The organism is Prolixibacter sp. SD074 (genome assembly GCF_009617895.1).
Lineage (GTDB): Bacteria > Bacteroidota > Bacteroidia > Bacteroidales > Prolixibacteraceae > Prolixibacter.
In genome coordinates, this window is the sequence record NZ_BLAW01000001.1 from 2,548,814 (window position 1) to 2,568,461 (window position 19,648).

General features: G+C 45.3%; 20 protein-coding genes. 8 read left to right on the top strand and 12 right to left on the bottom strand.

Translation table 11 applies throughout. The features are described from left to right. Window positions 1–116: 116 nt before the first annotated feature. The 3 genes from GJU82_RS11040 to purE all read right to left on the bottom strand — a co-directional run bounded on the left by GJU82_RS11040 (window position 117) and on the right by purE (window position 3,627). Window positions 117–2,168 carry a helix-hairpin-helix domain-containing protein gene (locus GJU82_RS11040; protein ID WP_153632192.1) on the bottom strand — a complete coding sequence of 684 codons (2,052 nt, stop codon included), beginning with the start codon at window positions 2,166–2,168 and terminating at the stop codon, window positions 117–119. Window positions 2,169–2,174: 6 nt separating this feature from the next. Further along, the gene (locus GJU82_RS11045; protein WP_153632193.1) at window positions 2,175–3,008 is read right to left on the bottom strand and encodes a hypothetical protein; all 834 of its coding nucleotides are present in this window, start codon (window positions 3,006–3,008) and stop codon (window positions 2,175–2,177) included. Between the two features lie 112 nt (window positions 3,009–3,120). Continuing rightward, entirely contained in the window at window positions 3,121–3,627 is a 507-nt protein-coding gene (gene purE, locus GJU82_RS11050) for a 5-(carboxyamino)imidazole ribonucleotide mutase (protein WP_153633386.1), read from the bottom strand. A gap of 352 nt (window positions 3,628–3,979) precedes the next feature. On the opposite strand from purE, the gene hpt reads away from it, so the two are divergent. The 5 genes from hpt (at window position 3,980) to GJU82_RS11075 (ending at window position 8,915) form a co-directional block, all read left to right on the top strand. Then, the gene (gene hpt / locus GJU82_RS11055; RefSeq protein WP_153632194.1) at window positions 3,980–4,522 is read left to right on the top strand and encodes a hypoxanthine phosphoribosyltransferase; all 543 of its coding nucleotides are present in this window, start codon (window positions 3,980–3,982) and stop codon (window positions 4,520–4,522) included. Window positions 4,523–4,590: 68 nt separating this feature from the next. Further along, complete coding sequence (locus tag GJU82_RS11060; protein ID WP_153632195.1) at window positions 4,591–5,163, top strand: adenylate kinase; 573 nt, start codon at window positions 4,591–4,593, stop codon at window positions 5,161–5,163. Window positions 5,164–5,322: 159 nt separating this feature from the next. Further along, window positions 5,323–6,315: a GTPase ObgE gene (gene obgE, locus GJU82_RS11065; RefSeq protein ID WP_153632196.1), complete on the top strand. Its 993-nt coding sequence runs from the start codon at window positions 5,323–5,325 to the stop codon at window positions 6,313–6,315. A 99-nt stretch (window positions 6,316–6,414) separates the two neighbouring features. Beyond that, complete coding sequence (locus GJU82_RS11070) at window positions 6,415–7,104, top strand: phosphatase PAP2 family protein (protein ID WP_153632197.1); 690 nt, start codon at window positions 6,415–6,417, stop codon at window positions 7,102–7,104. Continuing rightward, entirely contained in the window at window positions 7,104–8,915 is a 1,812-nt protein-coding gene (locus GJU82_RS11075) for a hypothetical protein (RefSeq protein WP_153632198.1), read from the top strand. Before GJU82_RS11070 ends, GJU82_RS11075 begins: the two co-directional genes overlap by 1 nt. A 10-nt stretch (window positions 8,916–8,925) precedes the next feature. On the opposite strand, the gene GJU82_RS11080 is transcribed toward GJU82_RS11075, so the two are convergent. From GJU82_RS11080 to GJU82_RS11095, 5 genes are all read right to left on the bottom strand, one after another. Next, window positions 8,926–9,285 carry a helix-turn-helix transcriptional regulator gene (locus GJU82_RS11080; protein ID WP_153632199.1) on the bottom strand — a complete coding sequence of 120 codons (360 nt, stop codon included), beginning with the start codon at window positions 9,283–9,285 and terminating at the stop codon, window positions 8,926–8,928. 378 nt (window positions 9,286–9,663) lie between these two features. After that, window positions 9,664–10,650, bottom strand: coding sequence for a site-specific DNA-methyltransferase (locus GJU82_RS11085; protein WP_255474012.1), 987 nt, complete (start codon window positions 10,648–10,650; stop codon window positions 9,664–9,666). Further along, window positions 10,634–10,894, bottom strand: coding sequence for a DNA methyltransferase (locus tag GJU82_RS17975; protein ID WP_373921433.1), 261 nt, complete (start codon window positions 10,892–10,894; stop codon window positions 10,634–10,636). Before GJU82_RS17975 ends, GJU82_RS11085 begins: the two co-directional genes overlap by 17 nt. Beyond that, window positions 10,894–11,139: an ApaLI family restriction endonuclease gene (locus GJU82_RS11090; RefSeq protein WP_153632200.1), complete on the bottom strand. Its 246-nt coding sequence runs from the start codon at window positions 11,137–11,139 to the stop codon at window positions 10,894–10,896. The genes GJU82_RS17975 and GJU82_RS11090 overlap by 1 nt, the downstream gene beginning before the upstream one ends. Before the next feature lie 701 nt (window positions 11,140–11,840). Beyond that, window positions 11,841–12,722: a metallophosphoesterase gene (locus GJU82_RS11095; protein ID WP_153632201.1), complete on the bottom strand. Its 882-nt coding sequence runs from the start codon at window positions 12,720–12,722 to the stop codon at window positions 11,841–11,843. A 566-nt stretch (window positions 12,723–13,288) separates the two neighbouring features. Here GJU82_RS11095 and GJU82_RS11100 point away from each other — a divergent pair. Then, entirely contained in the window at window positions 13,289–13,864 is a 576-nt protein-coding gene (locus tag GJU82_RS11100; protein WP_228488669.1) for a superoxide dismutase family protein, read from the top strand. Window positions 13,865–14,073: 209 nt separating this feature from the next. On the opposite strand, the gene GJU82_RS11105 is transcribed toward GJU82_RS11100, so the two are convergent. The 3 genes from GJU82_RS11105 to GJU82_RS11115 all read right to left on the bottom strand — a co-directional run bounded on the left by GJU82_RS11105 (window position 14,074) and on the right by GJU82_RS11115 (window position 17,742). After that, on the bottom strand, window positions 14,074–15,174 hold the full coding sequence (locus GJU82_RS11105) for an AhpC/TSA family protein (protein ID WP_194831036.1): 1,101 nt from the start codon (window positions 15,172–15,174) through the stop codon (window positions 14,074–14,076). Window positions 15,175–15,385: 211 nt separating this feature from the next. Continuing rightward, window positions 15,386–16,525: a methylmalonyl Co-A mutase-associated GTPase MeaB gene (gene meaB / locus GJU82_RS11110; protein WP_228488670.1), complete on the bottom strand. Its 1,140-nt coding sequence runs from the start codon at window positions 16,523–16,525 to the stop codon at window positions 15,386–15,388. 131 nt (window positions 16,526–16,656) lie between these two features. Beyond that, window positions 16,657–17,742, bottom strand: coding sequence for a DUF1573 domain-containing protein (locus GJU82_RS11115; protein WP_153632204.1), 1,086 nt, complete (start codon window positions 17,740–17,742; stop codon window positions 16,657–16,659). A gap of 193 nt (window positions 17,743–17,935) precedes the next feature. Between GJU82_RS11115 and GJU82_RS11120 the strand changes: the two genes are divergently transcribed. After that, entirely contained in the window at window positions 17,936–18,304 is a 369-nt protein-coding gene (locus tag GJU82_RS11120; RefSeq protein ID WP_153632205.1) for a sulfite exporter TauE/SafE family protein, read from the top strand. Beyond that, window positions 18,301–19,503, top strand: coding sequence for a M20 family metallopeptidase (locus tag GJU82_RS11125; protein ID WP_228488671.1), 1,203 nt, complete (start codon window positions 18,301–18,303; stop codon window positions 19,501–19,503). The genes GJU82_RS11120 and GJU82_RS11125 overlap by 4 nt, the downstream gene beginning before the upstream one ends. Here the strand turns inward: GJU82_RS11125 and GJU82_RS11130 are convergent. Continuing rightward, complete coding sequence (locus GJU82_RS11130) at window positions 19,464–19,640, bottom strand: hypothetical protein (protein ID WP_153632206.1); 177 nt, start codon at window positions 19,638–19,640, stop codon at window positions 19,464–19,466. The genes GJU82_RS11125 and GJU82_RS11130 overlap by 40 nt on opposite strands. Between the last annotated feature and the right edge of the window lie 8 nt (window positions 19,641–19,648).

Below are 19,648 nucleotides of genomic sequence, written 5' to 3' on the forward strand. Positions count from 1 at the left end.
CGATCCCTTCCTATCCCTCTCACCCGTCCGTACCATAAAGAAATGAAGTACTTATCATCCTGATTGCAGTTGCAATAAGCAAATTATAAACGCTGTTTAGCATTCGGAATAAGAGATCATAGGCCATTCAGGCGCACTCGCAACAATGCACGCACATCAATCCGTGAGTTTCCCATGGTCATATCATTTCCCGAGCCCCATGTTTCTACTCCTGGCCGCAAACTGTAACCGCCTTTCAGGTAAAAAGTAAAAGTGCGCGAAGGTTCCCATTTCAGGTTCATGTATACACGGTGCCCCTTTCCGTAAAAAGCAGGAATGTAAAAATGATATAAAACATCATTTTCGTAGGCATAAATTCGCGAGTTATATCCATCAGTATGATACCATGCATAACGAATCCAGCACCCTGTTTTCAATTTACTCAAATGAAAAACCACATCAAGAAAAGCCAGCAAGCCTGTTTCCGTCTCATCTCCCTTTTTGTATCCCGCATATTCTATTCGATTTCTCAACGTAACCGATTCCGACAAATCCCAATCGGTATGCAATCGCAGCCGGGCGGTCGTTTCATCCGCATCGGTTGCAACGGTACCCTCGTTAGAAACTTTATCCGGCCGGGTTTCTGTTTTTCCACGCAGGTAGCATTCAAAATCAGGTAACGGCGACCAGGTGAGTTGTGAGAATAATTCCGTCCCAGGACCCGGCGACGAAGTGGACGAACGCAGCCAGGGAAAATGATACGAATCAGCATAAAAGTCGAGTTTTAATTTAGGTGCAAGAAGTATTTCTGTCCCAAAATAAAATCCAGATTCGTTTCTCACGCCCGAACTTTCGCCAAAAGCATTTCCATAAAATGAATGAAATGCCCGGGAGTAATTCCGGTAAACAGCAGATACCCCAATTTGCGGATGCGGATGCCATATGATTCCCTGAATTCCAGCCAATGCCTTGTTTTCGCTGGCAGCAACCCCGCCAAATAACTGGATGGACGGAAAGGCGACCTGATAATCAATTCCTGCCTGCTGATTGCTGTTACCCCGGAAATAATATTGTTTGTACAACTCATCACCCGGTTGAATTTCACCATCGAATTGCTGACGACTATAAGTAATGCCCGCACGAAAATGAGCGGTTTTCAGCTGCGCATATCCTCCATAAACCCGTTCATTCATGGCCAGTTTGTCAGCCCGTTCTCCTTCAGTTCGGTGCAATCCGGAAGTTTGAAGCGATGTAAACACCGGAGGTTCCTCCGAAATTTTGTTGCCATCACGGTCCTTATTCGAAAGGAACAGGAACATTTCAAACGGTCCGGTACCCAACGTCATGGCGGCGCCACGAAAAAAACGGTTTTCATCAGCCGATGTGTATGCCCGGATACCCTGACCGGATTTCATCACATTCAGTACATCAGCCGACTTGCCCGATCCCATTCCAGACCAATAGTTAAGCCCCTGCCCGGTCCGGATATAGTAATCTCCAATATTGATTTGCCTGATGACGCCCTTTCCGTAAACGGCAGCGAAAGCAGAATAAAAATCGAACCCGTTGGCATTGTCTTGCGTAAAAAATTCCTCTCCCGCGTCTTTTTCTGCTGTAAAGCCAGCCGCCCAGCTTTCCGGTTTTTCATAATGATAACGGGTATAAAATCGTTCCGGTGTCCCCTTATATTTAGGAGGCCCCGAACCTGATGCGCTTTTATATCCCCGACTTTCCGGGAAAAGTCGCTGCCCTTTTAAAAGCAAATAACTCCTTCCCTTCCGGGAATATTTTCGTCCACCAGACTGAGGCTGCGAAAACGAGATAAACGGACTTATCCTTTTTACGATATCCGGGGAAAACCCGGGCAAAGAGCTTAATTCCCAAGAAGACAAAATATCACCATGCTTTTCGCGATAGCTAACAATGGTGGCAATTTGCGAAAAATTCAGAAAATGCAGTTTTTCCAAATCGGCGCCCGATGCAGAATTGATATACAATGGTTGTTCCGCCAGGTGCGTCAGGTCTTCCAGGATCAAAGCCGATTCCGTTTCATCCTCGGCCGACTCCCGAATTGATTCAATGATTTGTTCAATCTCCTGATCGCGGGAGCGTTCCTGCCCAATCAAATCGATTGGAAATAAAGGGACGAAAAACAACAACAATACGATATGCCACCTATCCTTCACCATAAACAACTATAAATTAAAGGTTAGTGAAATCGACGGAGAATAGCCCAACACATCACGATGCAGCACGGCCAAACCGGTTTGCAGAAAATTCCAGCGGTAACCAATACCAACAGCATAGTTCAACGGTTTCCCGGAAATCCCACCTCTCAATGAAAAGTGCTCATGAGGCTGGAAATCGAAACCACCGTGCAACATCCAGTTGCCGCTCCAATCGCCGGAAGTTGCCACGAAGGTTTTTAGCTGCCCGCCTATCGGGAATTCTGCCCCAATTTTAAGCTCCGGCGGTATCGTGCGTTGATTAATATTGGATGTTATGTGGGAGTCAAACGGGTTAAACAGATGAACGCCCAGCGTTTGCTTCCCCGGGAATTCGTAACGAGCCCCCATTTCGAAGAGGACAACTCCCCGGGCGGTTCCGTTCTCGGGAAAATCCATCATGTAATAACTGAATTGCAATCCGCCCGATAAGCGTGGTCCCAGTTTCTTGGCAAACGCCAGCCCGAAACGATTTTGGTGGTAACCGGTAATTCCTGTTTGCCATACACTTAATGCAAAAGTTCCGGTTCTGAGGGGCAAACAAAATACGCCAGACATTTCCGCGAAATCGCTGGTCATATAACGTTGCTGATAATATACCGCAGCCGATAATTTTTCTAAACCGGCCAGGCCAGCCTGGTTATAAAACGCAGCGAATGGAGTTTGCAGAGTGACGGAAGCCCCGCCAACAGAAATGGAATAACTGTCTGATTCAGCGAAATCAGACTGAGCGAAGATTGACGTTGTCGGGAGGAGAAAGAAACAAATAAAAAGGTTAAATGTCAGGTTATTGGTTTGATGCATTCCAATTTCGTCAACTAAAATGGATAAAAAAGGCCGGTGGTTGCATAGCAACCATCGACCCCCTGAAAAACTATTGGTTAATTTACAAAAAATGAGGAGTGAAACCTAATGTTTAATTTGTTTTGTATTGGTATTTCACAGTCGCCAACTCCTCATTCGCTTTCATGATTTTTTTCTTCAAACCGCTTTTAAATGCTTTGAACTTTTCCATTAACTCCGCATCGCCTGTAGCCATAATCTGAACAGCCAGAATAGCCGCATTGCGCGCTCCGTTTACGGCAACCGTTGCTACAGGTATTCCGGGAGGCATCTGAACGATAGATAGGATAGAATCCCAACCATCCAGGCTGGCCTTAATGGGTACCCCGATAACCGGCAGTGGCGTCATGGCGGCAATTACGCCAGGCAAATGTGCGGCCATTCCTGCAGCTGCAATAATTACTTTTATTCCCCGATCAGCGGCATTTGTTGCAAATTTTTCCACCGCTTCCGGTGTCCGATGAGCTGAAAGGGCGTTCATTTCAAAAGGGATTCCGAACTCATCCAGAATCTTGGCAGCCCCCTCCATAACCGGTAAGTCAGAGGTACTACCCATAATGATACTAACCGTTGGTTCCATCATTTTTTGACTATTTATTGGTTGAATAATACAATTCATAAATTGACCGGATAAAAATAACACCAAAAAATAGAAATGCATTAAAAATCGCCCACTTACTCACAGCAATTATCTGTCACAAAAAAAAGAAATGCTTACCTTTGTCCGGAAATTTCAAGCTTGTATTAAGGAATTCTGACGTTTGTTTATCCAGCCCTGGCAATTGCCCGGGTTCTGTTTTTTCCGGTCGGTATCTTGAAAAATTGTTCGTTACACCTTTTTCAAATCCATCACAAAGACCGTCCAATCAACAATCCAAACGGGTTTTACAAAACTGAGGTTCCAATATCTTAAAAGGTTAACTGTAAGACGAATGAAACGGATTAAGCTCTGGGACAAAGAATTTGAAATTTCCATTTCTGAGGGGAAAATTCAACAGGCCATAAAAAAAATGGCCGATCAAATGCGAAGCGAACTTGAAGGGAAAGAAGTGATTTTCCTCTGTATTCTTAACGGTTCCTTTATTTTCTCGGCCGACCTGATGAAAGAATTAGAGTTGGCGGATGCTGAAATTACATTCCTGAAACTGGCTTCCTATTCAGGCACTCAATCTTCGGGCAATTTGAAAGAATTGATTGGGCTGAATGAAAATTTGCAGGGGCGCAACATCGTCATTCTTGAGGACATTGTTGACAGCGGATTTACCATTGCCGATGTCGTTCGGCAGGTAAAAGGAAAAGGTGCAGCTGATGTAAAAGTGGCAACACTGTTATTCAAACCAGATTCACTGAAGACAGAGGTAAGCCTGAATTACATAGGGTTGGAAATACCGAATGATTTCATTGTAGGTTACGGACTTGATTATAACGGGCGCGGCCGTAACTTAAAGGATATCTACACATTAGTACCTGACTAATAATAACTAATTTGCAAGCCTATCGACCTGATATCGGGAAACCAAAACATCAATTAGATAAAAAGGATATGCTTAACTTAGTTCTTTTTGGCCCCCCCGGAGCGGGAAAAGGTACGCAGGCTGAATTCCTGGGAAAAAACTTCAACCTGGTTCACATTTCCACCGGGGATCTGTTGCGCACTGAAATAGCTGCAAAAACCCATCTCGGCATTGAAGCAAAGAAAAACATCGACAAAGGAGAATTGGTACCCGATTCTGTGGTCGTCGACATGATTAAAGGTAAATTGAATGCCCATCCGACGGCAAACGGATTTATTTTCGATGGCTTTCCACGGACAGTTGCACAGGCTGAAGCCCTTGACCTCATTTTAGAACAAAACGGAATGGAAATATCCGGGATGCTTTGTCTCCAGGTAGAAAAACAGGAATTGATTAACCGATTACTGAACAGAGGGCTAACATCGGGCCGCAGCGACGACCGGGACCAATCGATCATCGAAAACCGGATTTCGGTATACGAGCGCAAAACCGCTCCATTAATCGAGTTCTACAAATCAAAAGGAAAATATATTCCCGTAGAAGGAATGGGGACAGTTGAGGAAATTGCCGATAAACTGGTCCAGTCGGTTAAGGCGCTTTAATCGCAGCGAAAACAAAATAGCAAGGCCGCTTTCGAGATGGAAGGCGGCCTTTTTTCTGTTTTGATGAGTCATTTTGCCGATATCGTCTCACAAAGCGTAAATGCTTTTCGCATTGTCAAATTAAGGGTGTAATTTTGTCCCCTTCAACAGAAATACAAAATGGCAGGATCGAACTTCGTAGACTACGTTAAAATATTTTGCCGCTCAGGAAAAGGCGGTGCTGGTTCAAGCCACATGCGGCGGGAGAAATATATCCCGAAAGGTGGTCCCGACGGAGGCGATGGTGGCCGTGGCGGCCATGTGATTGTGCGCGGCAACGCCCAGATGTGGACATTACTACACCTGAAATTCCAGAAACACATCTTCGCCGGGCACGGTGAACCGGGGGGAAAACAAACCAGTACCGGCAAAGATGGTGATGATGTCATCGTTGATGTGCCGCTGGGAACAATTGCGAAGGATGCCGAAACCGGCGAAACATTGTTTGAAATTACGAAAGATGGCGAGACGGGCTTCCTTGCAAAAGGTGGCCGTGGCGGGCAGGGGAACGTGCATTTTAAATCGGCAACCAACCAAACACCGAGGTATTCACAACCGGGAGAGGACTATGAAGAACACTGGCGCATCCTGGAACTAAAAGTCCTGGCCGATGTCGGGCTGGTAGGATTTCCCAGTTCCGGAAAGTCTACTTTGCTGTCGGTGGTTTCGGCTGCCAAGCCCGAAATTGCCGATTACCCGTTTACCACGCTGGTCCCCAACCTGGGTATTGTAGGCTACCGCGATAATCAGTCGTTTGTAATGGCTGATATACCCGGAATTATCGAAGGAGCACACGAAGGGAAAGGTCTGGGTTTGCGTTTTCTGCGACACATCGAGCGGAACTCCATGTTGTTGTTCATGGTTCCGGCCGACAGCGATGATCACCTGAAGGAATATGGCATTTTGCTGAACGAACTGGAAAAATACAATCCGGAACTTTTGGATAAAGAACGCTTTTTAGTCATCTCCAAGAGCGACATGCTCGACAAGCAATTGATGGAAGAGATTGGCCATGAGCTGGAGGGAATCCCGCACTTGTTTATCTCATCGGTTACCGGAATGGGCATTATGGAACTAAAAGACCAAATCTGGAAAACGCTGAACGGTTATTAAGCCTGAATAGAGGCATTGCAAAAACCGCGATTCTTCGTATTTTGGAGCAGGTTCAGATAACAAATCCCCCTTTATAACAAATGTTACAAAGAAATTGACATGGGCATTATCGAAACGCTTAACCAATGGGACACGGAGTTATTCCTCTACCTCAACAGCTTTCACAACAGCTTTTGGGATTACACCATGACCCTGTTTACCCGGACGGAAATGTGGCTGTTTTTTTACCTGGTCATATTCATCACCATTATCCGGAAATATAAAAGAAAATCGCTCCTGGTTTTTCTGGTCCTCGCATTGCTGATTTTATTTGCCGACCAGGGTTCCGGAATTCTGAAGCACGGTATCGAACGATTAAGGCCGTCACATGACCCCAATGTGGCACCGTTGGCCCACAATTTCTTTAAAAAGGGAGGTTTGTACGGATTTGTATCGGCGCATGCCGCTAATTCCTTTGGCTTCGCCATCTTCTCTATCCTGTTGTTCCGCAACCGGACCTTCACCGTTTTCATGATTGCGTGGTCACTCCTCATTGCTTCCACCCGTATTTACCTGGGCGTTCATTATCCAGGCGACATTTTGGGTGGCATGGCCCTCGGCAGCCTCATTGGCTGGGGAATGTACCGGTTACTGTTATTCCTGGAAGTATTTATGCGGCCGCGCAAACCGGAATTCATTATCCCCCTCGAAAACAAACGGGCGTACAACATCATCCTGGCTTCCTTTGTGGTGATAGGATTCTCGATGCTGGTCGTTAACTTTTTCCTCAAACACCAGATGTTCGCCTAATGAGCCAACCAGCCGAAAAGATTTACCAGGAAAGACAGCAAAAGTTTGAGCAGGAACTGACAGTGGCCCACAAATGGTTGCGGTTGTTGTCGTTTCTTCGTTTGATTGTTTTTATGGGTGGTTTGATCCTGCTCTACCAGCTCCGGATGGCGTCACCGTGGCTCATCGTCGGACTGGCCATCGTGTTCATCTCGTCCTTTCTTTTCCTGATGAAACGATACGCCACACTTTCGGAGGCCAGGCAAATGCAGGAGAATTATATCGAAGTCAACCGCAATGAACTAAAAGCGCTTGGTTTTGATTTTTCACCGTTCGGGCCGGGAAACGAGTACAAGCAATCCGGGCATCCCTACTCATTTGACCTGGACCTCTTCGGTGAATTTTCCCTTTTCCGGATGTTGAACCGGACCACCACATCCATCGGGAGCCGGCGGCTGGCCAAATGGTTGGAGGACATGATGCTTTCGCCGGAAAAAATCAAAGCCCGGCAGGACGCAGTAAAGGAACTGACAGAGAAACTACCGTGGCGACAGACCTTTTCGGCCAGCGCCATGCTTTATCACGAAGATGATGCGCACATTGAGACCATCAAAAACTGGAAGGATATCGACGTGAAGTTCCCGGGCGAAACATTTTTCCGGATAGCCGGCATCGTTGTTCCCATTCTCACCCTCATTGCAATTGGGCTGCTCATTGCCGGCGAAATTACTTTCGGCCAGTATATGATTACCTTTTTTGTGCAATGGTCCCTGTTTGGCGTTCGCCGAAAAGAGACATCCTTTTTCTTCGACAACTTTGGGAAAAACTCGGCGCTCTTAAATAAGTACCGGAAACTGTTCGATTTAGTTGAGAACGAAACATTCGCTGCAGGAGAAACACAGGCCATCCGCCAGCTGCTTATTTCGCCGCGGAAAGCAAGTAGTGAAATAAACAGCCTGAACAAAACGGTGAAGCTTTTCGAAGCACGGCTCAACATGATCACCTTGTTCCTGTTTAACTCCATTTTCATGTGGGACATCAACTGCAGCCTGGCGTTGTTGAAATGGCACCGGCGAAATGCTTCGCTGCTTCCGCAATGGTTCGAGGCAGCCGAGCAGTTCGACGCACTGAACAGCCTGGCGAATTTCGCGTATAACCGACCGGCGGCAGTTTTCCCTGTCCCGGAGAACGACGGGCGTGCATTGAATGCAACCTCAGTTGGCCATCCCTTGATTCCGGAAACGGAGCGGGTTAACAATGATTTTCAGATTGGCGGGAACGGCGAATTTGTCATCATTACCGGCGCCAACATGGCAGGCAAGAGCACGTTCCTGCGCACGGTGGGCGTGAACATGGCGCTGGCGATGGCCGGGGCGCCCGTTTGTGCAAAAGCGTTCCGCTTTACCCCCATGCCGCTTTACAGCCACATGCGCACCGACGATGACCTGGGAAGGCACGAGTCGTACTTTTTTGCTGAGCTGAAAAAACTAAAAGTTATTCTGGAAGCCCTGAAAGAGAAAGGGCGAATCTTCATTATCCTGGATGAAATACTGCGGGGGACCAATTCGGAAGATAAACTCAGCGGCTCCATTCAATACCTTGAACAGTTGATTGTAAACGGTGGCATGGGGATTATTGCCACCCACGATTTGAAGCTGACGGAACTGCACGAGAAGCACCCCAAAACGTTGCGCAACCAGTGCTTCGAGGTCGACCTTTCGGACGAAGGGCTCACCTTCGACTACAAGCTGTACGAGGGTGTGACCCGTACGATGAACGCCACGTTCCTGATGCGACAGATGGGGATTATTCCCGGAAACGGCCAGTCATAAACAGCGGCGACTACGCCTCGCCTTTCTCTATTTTCTCTTTGATCAGTTGCTCCACCTCGTCGAGTTGTTCGAGCGGGATGGAATTGAGCATCCGGGTGAGGTCGATGACTTTATCGGAGCGTTTTATTTTGTTGAGCGGATGCTCCTGATCGACCTGCGTGTTCTTGTCGGGCACCCACTCGTAGAAATCGTTAGGAGTGCAGCGCAGGAGCACGCAAAGCCGTTCGATTTCGCGAAGGTTGAGCCGGGCCACCCTGTTGTTTTTAACCCGTGTGGCAAAATTGTCGGAGAAACCCGCATTTTTCAGGTAAGTGAAAGGCCGGGCGATACCCCGGGCCTTAAAAATCCGGTCGAAGTTGTAGATTAGCATGGGTTTGGTTTTGAATGACCTATACAAATTAAACAATTTACCGCTTATTTAAAAAATAAAGCACTCCTTTCTGTTCTGCTACTTGCTTTTACTATTTTGCTACTTGTATGTTTTCTTTGATTTATCGTACTATTTACAATTTTTCCTTTGTGTGGCGTATTGCTACACGTGCGTATTTTATTGCTACTGGTTCTTATTGTTTATCTATCTGTTCATACAGATTCACTTACTCTCTTTATTGAAAAGTTTATCGTGTTTTTTTGGCTATCGGGATTGGATGGTGGATTTCCTGGCTGGGTCGGTGGTTTGAGTGGCGATTATCAAGAGGGAACAGTTTAATTATTTAGTAATTCACTCTATGCTTAAAAATTATGCGGCTTAGATCTGTCCGATTTTGTGAACATCTCCACCATTATCTACACGAAATCCGATACCTTTTAATTTTTCTTTAATAACCAATTCATTAGAAGGTAAAACAACTGCATCTGTATCCAACTGGAATAAGCCTCTATTGTCATTTGTCTGAATAATTATCTTTACATCAGAATGTTTAGTTTGTTTCGCATTATCCAATGCCCTGATAGTGTCATCTAAAGTTTCGTACTTCTTTTGAATTCTGATGGGAATAGGTTTTCCGTTAATTTGCTGTTGTAAAAACCCGTCAATTCCAACATTCCGTTGCACAGGGATTGCTCCAATAGATTTTAATAATGCCAGTTCTTTATCTGTTTTTCCAACATAGCTTTCAACCCCGTTTTTTACCAAATTAGATTCACTTACAACTAGTTCCTTTAGTCTGTTATTGGCTAGTTCAACAGCGTCTGTTGATAAATCAATCCCCATGTATACTCGATTAAGTAGCTTTGCTGCCACACAGGTTGTTCCACTACCACAGAAAGGGTCTAATACAACATCTTCTTCATTTGTGCAAAGTTTTATTATTTGTTGCAAGAGAGAAACTGGTTTTTGTGTAGGATAACCAACACGTTCTTTTGCTTTTGGATTCAAATATGGAATATCCCAGACATCTGACAGAGGAACTCCTTTTTTTCCCTTTGCCAATACAATATTTCCATCTTCATCCTTTTTATAAATAGATTTCCCGTTTTTGTCTCTTTCTCTTTCCTGTAATATTTGGTCAATATTTGTAGTTGGCGAATAATCTGTATAAATCTGGTTGAACTTGAAATCTGAAGTTTTTGAATAAAAATAGATTACCTGATGAGTATTAAGCAATCCTTTTTTTGAATTTGACCATCGTTTATAATTCCATACGATCTCGCTTTGGAAGTTATTCATCCCAAAAACCTTGTCTAACGCCACTCTAACATAATGAGATGCCGTTTTGTCACAATGTAAGAATATAGAACCTGTTTTTTTTTAAAATTCTTTTACATTCAATAATAGATTCTGATATAAGCCTAATGTATTCCTCAATAGAATCCCATTTATCATTAAACTTGTATTCCCTACTATTATCCCGTGTCTTTAAAGAATGCGTTTTTTGAGTAAAAAAAGGAGGATCAAGATATACCAAATCAACAGATTCAGGCTTTAACTCCTTTAGAATTACCCGGCAATCTCCTTTATATATTTTGTTGAAGTCCATTATTCCGATTTTGTTTTTTTGTCAGCAATTTGTGTTAGAATTCCTTTTAAATCAACTCCTGTATATCTTTCCATAAATTCCCATGCATCGTCACCGGCATAATATTCACCACTAACTCCCGCATATAAAGTCTTTAATGTTTCCTGTATTCTTATTGCCTGTGTTCGTTGTGGGTAATAGAACATCACACGAATTGGTTTAAAATCTCTATTCTTTATTGTCTTAACTCTTGAATGTTCCATCATACAAATTTACAAAATTCAAATTGTTGCTGAAGTATTGAACTTGTCGTACCCAACTACCACATTCCAGCCACTCCTGCTATACCTTACAATGAGAGACATAATGGAGAGATATTGTCTCCTGAGAAACAGTGTTCATTGTTGGTTTTTGGATTTCTCGGCGAACTAGTAACCCTTACGACTTTCACTATTGAAATTAGCGTTTTTTTATCGTTAATCAAAAAAGTGGGGATTTCGTGCCCCACTCCCAGGAGGGAGTCCGAAAAGTCCAAAGAGCATTTTCAGAACTATCAAATTGCAAGTACAGCTTTAGTTATTTACCCCTAAATCCCCTGAAGGGGACTTTAAGCCTCACCTTTAGGGAGTCCCGATGTCCATCGGGAGGAGGGGTAAATCCAAGATTGCTTTCAATTTGAAAGTAAACACTTTTCCAATTCAACTTTTCGGACACCCTCAGTTAGGCCGGAGCGTTAAATGAAGTTGGCGGCTTGAAAGGGGACTTTACGAGGGCGTCCAAATAGTAAGTTTTACATTTTTAAAAGCTAATAATATGTAAGTCACAATATCGCAACATCCCCTAAATCCTTAAAGCTATCGTAGATGGAGGAATAAGTCTCTGGCTTACTTGCGAATTGTGTTGTGATTTCTACGTAAGCCTTCCTGATGCGGCAGCTGGGAATTATTCCCGGAACGGGAAATTGAATTTATGCCAGCTCTATCACGGTAATTTCGGGGGGCATGCCAATTCGGCCCGAGAAGCCATGATAGCCCAATCCGCGGTTGACATACAGGTATTGTTCTTTCTCGTTATAGAGCCCGCCCCAGCGCGGGTACTTGTATTGTATGGGGCTCCATTTGATGCCCGCCCGCTCGATGCCGAACTGCATTCCGTGGGTATGTCCCGAGAATGTGATGTCGATATCGGTACCGGTCAGCACCTCTTCGTCCCAGTGTGAAGGGTCGTGGCTCAACAGCATTTTAAACTGTTCCGGAGCAACGTTCGCGAGGGCCTTGTTCAGATCGCCATGTTGGGGGAACGGAGGTTTGCCCCAGTTTTCGACCCCGACCAATGCGATTTCCTCGTCGTTGATGGTGAGGGTTTCCGATTCGTTCAGCAACAACCGAAAACCAATTTTCTTATGGAAATTCTTAATGGCGGTCAGGTTCTTCTCCTTGGCTGCGGGGGATTCCCATTCGGAATAGTCGCCGTAATCGTGGTTGCCCAAAATAGAAAACTTACCGTATTTGGCTTTCATTTTGGCCAGAACCGGCGCCCAGCCATCGGTTTCTTCGGCAAAGTTGTTGACCAAATCGCCTGTAAAGAAAATCAGATCGGGCCCCTGCTCATTGATCATTTCCACCGCCCTGGCAATTTGCTCATATTTCTGGCGGAAACTTCCCAGGTGCATATCCGATATCTGGACAATCTTCAATCCCCGAAACGGTTCCGGAAGATTTTTAAAACCAATTCTTTCATGTATAATCCGGTAGTTGAATTTTCCTTTTGTTACTCCGTAAAGAACGGACGCCACCGGAATGGCGGCTACAAAAAAACTCATTTGGTATAATAAAATCGATCCCTGCATTCCCTCTCCTCATTTCATTACATTGCGGTACGCACTTTGTCTCTCTTCCTGAACACCATACGACGCAAAATCTGCCAGCGAAAGTAAATGTTTCCGGCAAGTAAACGTGTTAAATTCCATTAAAATCTTAAAAACTTTCGGCCAGGCGTTTGAGGAGGGTGTCAGGTAGATATAAAAAATTGCCTGAGCCGGATTCAATTTTAAAGAGTTTAAATCGATGGTCAACTGGTTGAGATGAAAAGTGAGTGAAGTAGCTGAAGTTTCAATGCCTTCTGCCTACAAGTTAATTACAGGACTGGAAGGCTTAGGGGTGCTAAGAGAGATTACAGGAGGACAGCGAGGGAGGATGTATGTATTTGATAATTACTTGAGGTTGTTCAGATAAGAGGAGTTGGATTTCATTTAATTCCAGTCGTATTATTGAACAAGATGCCACCTTGGTTAGTTTTACTTAGTTGCAGGCTAAAAGGATAGAAATATCCTGCTGGGCCGGATAACCAGGCAGCTAACCCGCCGGTACGAATGAAAAAGATGATTGAATGACAAACGTTAAAAAACAAAGTGTTATGAGGAAGAAAATTTTCGTATGGAATGGTATGCTTGCAGCCATTTTACTGATTGTGACGCAGGCTTGTGCCCCTAAATCGGGGCAACAGAACAATGCAGGCATGGAAAAGATGGCAACACCCGAAGTGACTAAAGCAGTGTGTGTTCTTAAACCGACCGAAGGTAATGATGTGACCGGGACCGTTACCTTCACGAAAGTGGATGGCGGTATCGAGGTAGTAGCGGATGTGAAAGGCCTGACGCCTGGCAAACACGGTTTCCATGTGCATGAATATGGTGATATTTCAAGCCCGGACGGAAAATCGGCCGGAGGACACTTTAATCCGGAAAATGTAAACCACGGTGGCCCGGATGCCGCTGTTCGTCACGTTGGCGACCTGGGAAATATTGAAGTGGGCGCCGACAGTACCGGTCATTACCAGCGGGTGGACAAGATGGTGAAACTGAACGGGCCGCACTCGGTTATCGGCCGTGCCATCATTGTTCACTCCGGTGAAGATGATTTGACTTCCCAGCCAACAGGAGCAGCGGGCCCACGCGTTGCCGAAGGGGTGATTGGCATTGCCAGGCCTTAATGGAGTTATGTTGGTTTATTAGATAAAAAAAGGGACTTCGCCTGATGGGTGGAGTCCCTTTTTTGTTGTAATGAAAAGTTGTCTATCGGGTGTTTTGTAGGGGCACTACATACCCCCATAGGACTCTCACCACCAAGTTATTTACCATGCACGGCACACCAAAAAAAAAGCCGCCCCTAACGGAACGGCTTTTTGCCAGCATAACTATTTTATTCGCCCAAAATTTCTTTCAGCTTATCGTTCAAAGCCTGACCGCGAAGATTTTTGGCGATAACCTTACCATCTTTATCCAATAACAAAGAGTGCGGAATACTCGTTACACCATATTCTTTGGCTACTTTGTTGTTCCAAAATTGCAGGTCGGAAACATGATGCCATGCCAAATGATCGTCCTTAATGGCTTTCACCCATGCGTCGTGGTCGCGATCGAGTGATACGCCCAAAACCGTAAAGCCTTTATCCTTGTACTTGTTGTACACTCTCACCACGTTGGGATTTTCCTGACGACACGGCCCACACCATGATGCCCAGAAATCGAGCAGAACATATTTTCCGCGAAGCGATGACAACGTGAATGGTTGTCCGTCCGGATCGTTCATGGTAAAATCGGGGGCCACGGCGCCTATTCCGGTTCCCCGTCGCTGATCGGCCAGTTTCTGCAATTCTTTTATATAGATCGACTCCTTGATGGAAGGATCGAAGTAAGCAATCAACGTATCCAAATCCTGAGAACTGGCCTGTTGACCAAACTGCCACAAGGCGACGAACGGTGCAACCGTGCTTTTGTTGTGTTCCCGGATGAAATTCCTGGCGTATACTTTCTGGTTGTCAACCATCGCCTCGATGTCGATTTGCGCTTTTTTCACGCCATCTTCATCTCCGCTCATGCGGGCTTTCGCATATCGCTGTTGAATATTTTTAGCCTCACTGGAAAGACGTTTCATTTCATCAGTAAACTGAGAAAAAACGTCATTTGATTTTGGACCGGTAACGACCGTTTTATCGAGACTATCGGCGTAAGCCCTGACATTGATTTTTCCGTTTTCAGCGAAGAACTGAGAAACCAGTTTCTTCTGACCTAAGCGAATTACGCGTAATTCGGGTAAATCAGTTTTTCCTTTCAATACAAAATTACCATCATCCAATTTTGTGGTATCTTCCACGTCCCATTTGGTCCCGTCATATTTTAACAAAGCCACTTCACCAGAATCCTGGCCCTGGATATTTCCTTTAATAACAAATCCATCGGGTGATGATGAACACGCTGCCAAACCAAATAAGGCAAGCAGTAAAAAGAGGAATTTTTTCATTCGATTAATTTTTTCCATTGTGCTTGTATTAACTTCCTATCAGCTATTTTTCTTATTCTAACAAAACGATACTTTGACATATTCCAATGTGATAAGCAAAGTTATCAAAAGATCTGAATCAGGAAAACGGTTCTGAAATTCCCGTATTACATAACTTACACATCAAGAGCCCCCTTCCTTCTATGTGATGTACTATTGCGTCCAAGCCATGTTATCCCGGCTTTTTGTCTTTACTTTCAAAGGTTTTGAAGTAGATATCGAGCAGACGGCGGGCAGCTACAAACGAACTGATTTCGTCGTTCAGTACAGCTTTTTCCATCCCATTTAACCGCTCTTTTATTTTCGGATTATTGTAAAAGTCATTCCGGAGCGTTTCATTTACCGATTCGTACATCCAGTATTTTGCCTGTTCCCTGCGCCGGTAATTGAAGAATCCGTTCTTCCGGGTCCGATCGGCGTAATCATTCACGGTATCCCAAATTTCGGTAATGCCAGCGCCTACCAGCGATGAACAGGTCAGCACCTTCGGAATCCATCCCGACCCGGTAGGCGGGTAAAGATGCAATGCATTGCGAAACTGTGAAGCCGCCATGTTGGCTTTCTCCACATTGGTACCATCAGCCTTGTTAATCGCGATAGCATCGGACATTTCGATAATTCCTCGTTTGATGCCCTGCAGCTCATCGCCAGCTCCGGCAATCTGAATCAACAGGAAAAAGTCGACCATTGAGTGTACCGCTGTCTCGGATTGTCCCACCCCCACTGTTTCAATGAAAATGGTATCAAAACCAGCCGCTTCGCAAAGAACGATAGTCTCACGCGTTTTGCGGGCTACGCCTCCCAGTGAACCCGCCGCAGGACTGGGCCGGATGTAGGCATTGGGATCGCCCGACAGACTTTCCATGCGGGTTTTATCGCCGAGAATCGAACCTTTCGAACGCTCTGAACTCGGGTCGATAGCCAGGACAGCCAGTTTACCGCCATTTCCGGTGATTTGCTTACCAAGAGCCTCGATAAACGTGCTCTTTCCTGCTCCGGGCACGCCGGTAATTCCCAAACGAATAGATTTTCCGGCAAACGGCAAACATTTAATAATAATGTCCTGCGCCAGTTGCTGATGTTCGGGATTACTGCTTTCTATCAGGGTCACTGCCTGACTAAGCAGCGTAATATTCCCGTCAAGAATTCCTTTGACATACTCATCCGCCTGGAGCAGTTTGCGCTTACGCCTGGTCAAAAATCGTTTAACCGAATCTTCATTCACCGAATCAGGTTGCTCAATGCCTTTATTTACATTCAATCCACGGTAATTTGGGCCATTCTCAGGGTGGTCGTTATGATGATTATCCATGCTCATTTGTTCTTCACGTTTATGCGAAATTACAATTTTTACCCCGTTTACACGGAAAAATCAGGAGTATTCGGGCGTAAAAAAACCTCCATAAAAATAGAGGTTTTCAAGGTTTATATTTTCAAACCAAGTTATGATTTCACATTTCCGGTAATTCTCAAAATGGTGGTTGGCTGATCCGGATCATTAGTAATTACCGTGATCGATTTATTCTGACGGCCACGTTTTCCATGAGAATTAAAGACCACTTTCAAGTCGGTACTTTGGCCTGGTTTGATAACGGTTGTGGCCGGCGTAACAGCCGTACAACCACAAGATGCCCGGATACGGCGAATAACCAGGTCGCTTTTACCGGTATTCTTAATCTGGAAAACGTGATTTACTTTTTGGCCTTCGGCGATTTCACCAAAATTAAATACGCGTTCGTTAAAACCTACCTTAGGCGAATTGGCTAATTGCTGCGGAGTAAGTTTCGAGAAATCCTCGACAATCGTAGCACTGACACCGATGGAGTAATTATAATTCGATTCACCATTTTCGGTCAGATATACCCGGTCAATCACAAATCCATATTCTTTTCTTTTCGATGCATCGTAAGTCACCACAAAATGACCTTTCTTACCCGGCTGCACTGTTTTTGGAACAATGTCCACTTTCAGATAAGATGGTGCCTGCCTGACCCCAATCGTAACCGGCTTGTCTCCCAGGTTGACAAACGCAAGACTGTCAGTTCTTACCTCGTCATCTTTAATTTTAACAAAAGCCAGATGATTGGTGCGCATCCTGATAAGGCCTACCTCACGCGGATAAATCTCTTCCGGGGTTTTAACACGGGGAACCACCTTACCGCGGATTTTCAATACCACCATCGGATTCGTTGCATTTGAGGAGATACTAATGGTTTTAGTGAAATTTCCCGGACGGTTTTTCGGATTATACGTTACCCTGATATGTCCTTCGTCAGCTGGTGCAACAGGCTTCCGGGTCCATTCGGGGGTTGTACAACCACACGACGAGCGCACATAAGAAACAATCAAAGGCGCATTACCCGTATTCTTAAATTTGAAATCGTACGATACATTACCCTGTTCTTCGTTGAACGTACCAAAGTTATGTTCCAGGTCATCGAATTTTATGGTGGCCCGGTTTTGGGCTACCGCAAGATTCAATCCTGCCGCAAACAGAAATAATATTAAAACAGAAACAGTTCTCTTCATAATACAACATTTTATCCGAACAAATCTACTAAAATTATCATTCGCTTATTCAGGCCAACTTCAGATAATCGGCAGCAAAACCGCCAGTTTTAACATTCTTTAATTCTATTTATGAAGTTGGTACCCCCGGCACTTTACGTTATAATAACGTTGAACTTTGGGAAATTCGTATCTTCGACAAAAACTATGGTTTATGGAACTCTCGCAAGTTTTGTTACTGGTTCTGGTTGGATTAGCTGCCGGGATTGTTAGTGGAGCATTAGGTGTAGGCGGTGGTATTGTCCTGATTCCGGCATTGGTATATCTTTTTGGAATGGACCAACACACCGCACAAGGAACCAGTCTGGCTATTCTTCTACCGCCAACCGGAATACTGGCCGCCATGGCTTACCAAAAACAGGGATTTATTAACTGGAAATATGCCATTATTATTACCCTGATTTTTGTTTTGGGTGCCTGGATCGGAGCACAGTTTTCCATTTCGGTTCCCGAGAAACTGATGAAACGAACCTTTGCCTTGTTCCTGTTGGTTGTCGGAGCTAAAATGTTTTTTGGAAAATGATGGAATTGAAAAAAGAGATACAACAACTTGCACAACAATATTTCGACGACACCGTAGCGATTCGTCGTCACCTGCACCAATATCCCGAATTGTCATTTGAGGAGTTCGAGACTTCCGATTTCATCCAAAAGCAATTGGACGAAATCGGCGTATCCTACCGGGCCGGCATTGTAAAAACGGGTATTATTGCCCGGCTCGACGGGAAATTACCCGGAGGACGGACCATCGCATTGCGTGCCGACATGGATGCACTCCCAATTGTCGAAAATTCAGACCAAAGCTATTGCTCCCTCAACCGGGGAGTAATGCACGCCTGTGGTCACGATGCCCACACTGCCTCATTATTGGGGGTTATTCGAATTCTAAAAAAACTGGAACACAAACTTCAGGGTACCTTCCTGTTTATCTTCCAGCCGGGCGAAGAGCAATTCCCGGGAGGAGGAAAACTCCTCCTGGAATCGGGCGCGTTGAACGATCCGAAACCGGAACTGATTTTGGCACAACATGTACTCCCGGAAATGGAAGCCGGCCATGTTGGGTTCCGTCCCGGAATGTACATGGCTTCGGGTGACGAAATCTTTTTCACCGTTAAGGGGAAAGGCGGACACGGGGCTCTGCCGCACAAACTGACGGATACTGTATTGACAACAGCACACATTATTACCGCACTGCAACAGGTTGTCAGCCGCAATGCGCCAGCCGATGTTCCTTCGGTTCTTTCTTTCGGAAGGGTCATCGCTGAAGGGGCGACCAACATCATCCCCGATGAAGTAAATGTATCCGGAACTTTCCGTACCATGGACGAAACCTGGCGTGCTGAAGCGAAAGAACGAATTAAAAAAATTAGTGAGTCGATTGCGGAAGGCATGGGTGCCACCTGTGAATTTCAAATTAATCACGGATACCCGATGCTGATGAACGACCGTGAGGTCACCCAAATGGCCCGTGAGTTTGCCGTTGAGTATTTGGGTAAGGAAAAAGTGGAAGACATGGGACTGCGGATGACCTGCGAAGATTTTGCCTATTATTCGCAACAATTTCCGGTAGCCTTTTTCCGCTTTGGCGTGAAAACCCCGGGAAGCGCCGAAACAGCACCGCTTCACTCCCCTACTTTCGATATCGACGAAAAAGCGCTGGAAACTTCCGTTGGACACATGGCTTACCTGGCTGCCCGCTTTGCTTTGGAAGAAAAAGCATAGCCGGAATTGGCTAACTCTGGCAAAGCCATCAAATCAACTGTGGCTGCCCCGTCGAATAAAGGAGGAAGTTTGGCAATGGTTGCGTCAGGGTTTCCCGGGACCGGAGCAAACCGAACGGTGGCAATCTTCATTTCCATGAATGCAT

What these genes read in the sequence shown, in the direction of transcription:
- GJU82_RS11120 (WP_153632205.1), top strand. Translation starts at nt 17,936, where the DNA reads ATGGAACTCTCGCAAGTTTTGTTACTGGTTCTGGTTGGATTAGCTGCC.
- GJU82_RS11105 (WP_194831036.1), bottom strand. Translation starts at nt 15,174, where the DNA reads ATGAAAAAATTCCTCTTTTTACTGCTTGCCTTATTTGGTTTGGCAGCG.
- GJU82_RS11070 (WP_153632197.1), top strand. Translation starts at nt 6,415, where the DNA reads ATGGGCATTATCGAAACGCTTAACCAATGGGACACGGAGTTATTCCTC.
- GJU82_RS11100 (WP_228488669.1), top strand. Translation starts at nt 13,289, where the DNA reads ATGAGGAAGAAAATTTTCGTATGGAATGGTATGCTTGCAGCCATTTTA.
- GJU82_RS11080 (WP_153632199.1), bottom strand. Translation starts at nt 9,285, where the DNA reads ATGCTAATCTACAACTTCGACCGGATTTTTAAGGCCCGGGGTATCGCC.
- purE (WP_153633386.1), bottom strand. Translation starts at nt 3,627, where the DNA reads ATGGAACCAACGGTTAGTATCATTATGGGTAGTACCTCTGACTTACCG.
- GJU82_RS11130 (WP_153632206.1), bottom strand. Translation starts at nt 19,640, where the DNA reads ATGGAAATGAAGATTGCCACCGTTCGGTTTGCTCCGGTCCCGGGAAAC.
- GJU82_RS11095 (WP_153632201.1), bottom strand. Translation starts at nt 12,722, where the DNA reads ATGCAGGGATCGATTTTATTATACCAAATGAGTTTTTTTGTAGCCGCC.
- GJU82_RS11060 (WP_153632195.1), top strand. Translation starts at nt 4,591, where the DNA reads ATGCTTAACTTAGTTCTTTTTGGCCCCCCCGGAGCGGGAAAAGGTACG.
- GJU82_RS17975 (WP_373921433.1), bottom strand. Translation starts at nt 10,894, where the DNA reads ATGGACTTCAACAAAATATATAAAGGAGATTGCCGGGTAATTCTAAAG.
- GJU82_RS11045 (WP_153632193.1), bottom strand. Translation starts at nt 3,008, where the DNA reads ATGCATCAAACCAATAACCTGACATTTAACCTTTTTATTTGTTTCTTT.
- meaB (WP_228488670.1), bottom strand. Translation starts at nt 16,525, where the DNA reads ATGGATAATCATCATAACGACCACCCTGAGAATGGCCCAAATTACCGT.
- GJU82_RS11090 (WP_153632200.1), bottom strand. Translation starts at nt 11,139, where the DNA reads ATGATGGAACATTCAAGAGTTAAGACAATAAAGAATAGAGATTTTAAA.
- obgE (WP_153632196.1), top strand. Translation starts at nt 5,323, where the DNA reads ATGGCAGGATCGAACTTCGTAGACTACGTTAAAATATTTTGCCGCTCA.
- GJU82_RS11040 (WP_153632192.1), bottom strand. Translation starts at nt 2,168, where the DNA reads ATGGTGAAGGATAGGTGGCATATCGTATTGTTGTTGTTTTTCGTCCCT.
- GJU82_RS11125 (WP_228488671.1), top strand. Translation starts at nt 18,301, where the DNA reads ATGATGGAATTGAAAAAAGAGATACAACAACTTGCACAACAATATTTC.
- GJU82_RS11115 (WP_153632204.1), bottom strand. Translation starts at nt 17,742, where the DNA reads ATGAAGAGAACTGTTTCTGTTTTAATATTATTTCTGTTTGCGGCAGGA.
- hpt (WP_153632194.1), top strand. Translation starts at nt 3,980, where the DNA reads ATGAAACGGATTAAGCTCTGGGACAAAGAATTTGAAATTTCCATTTCT.
- GJU82_RS11075 (WP_153632198.1), top strand. Translation starts at nt 7,104, where the DNA reads ATGAGCCAACCAGCCGAAAAGATTTACCAGGAAAGACAGCAAAAGTTT.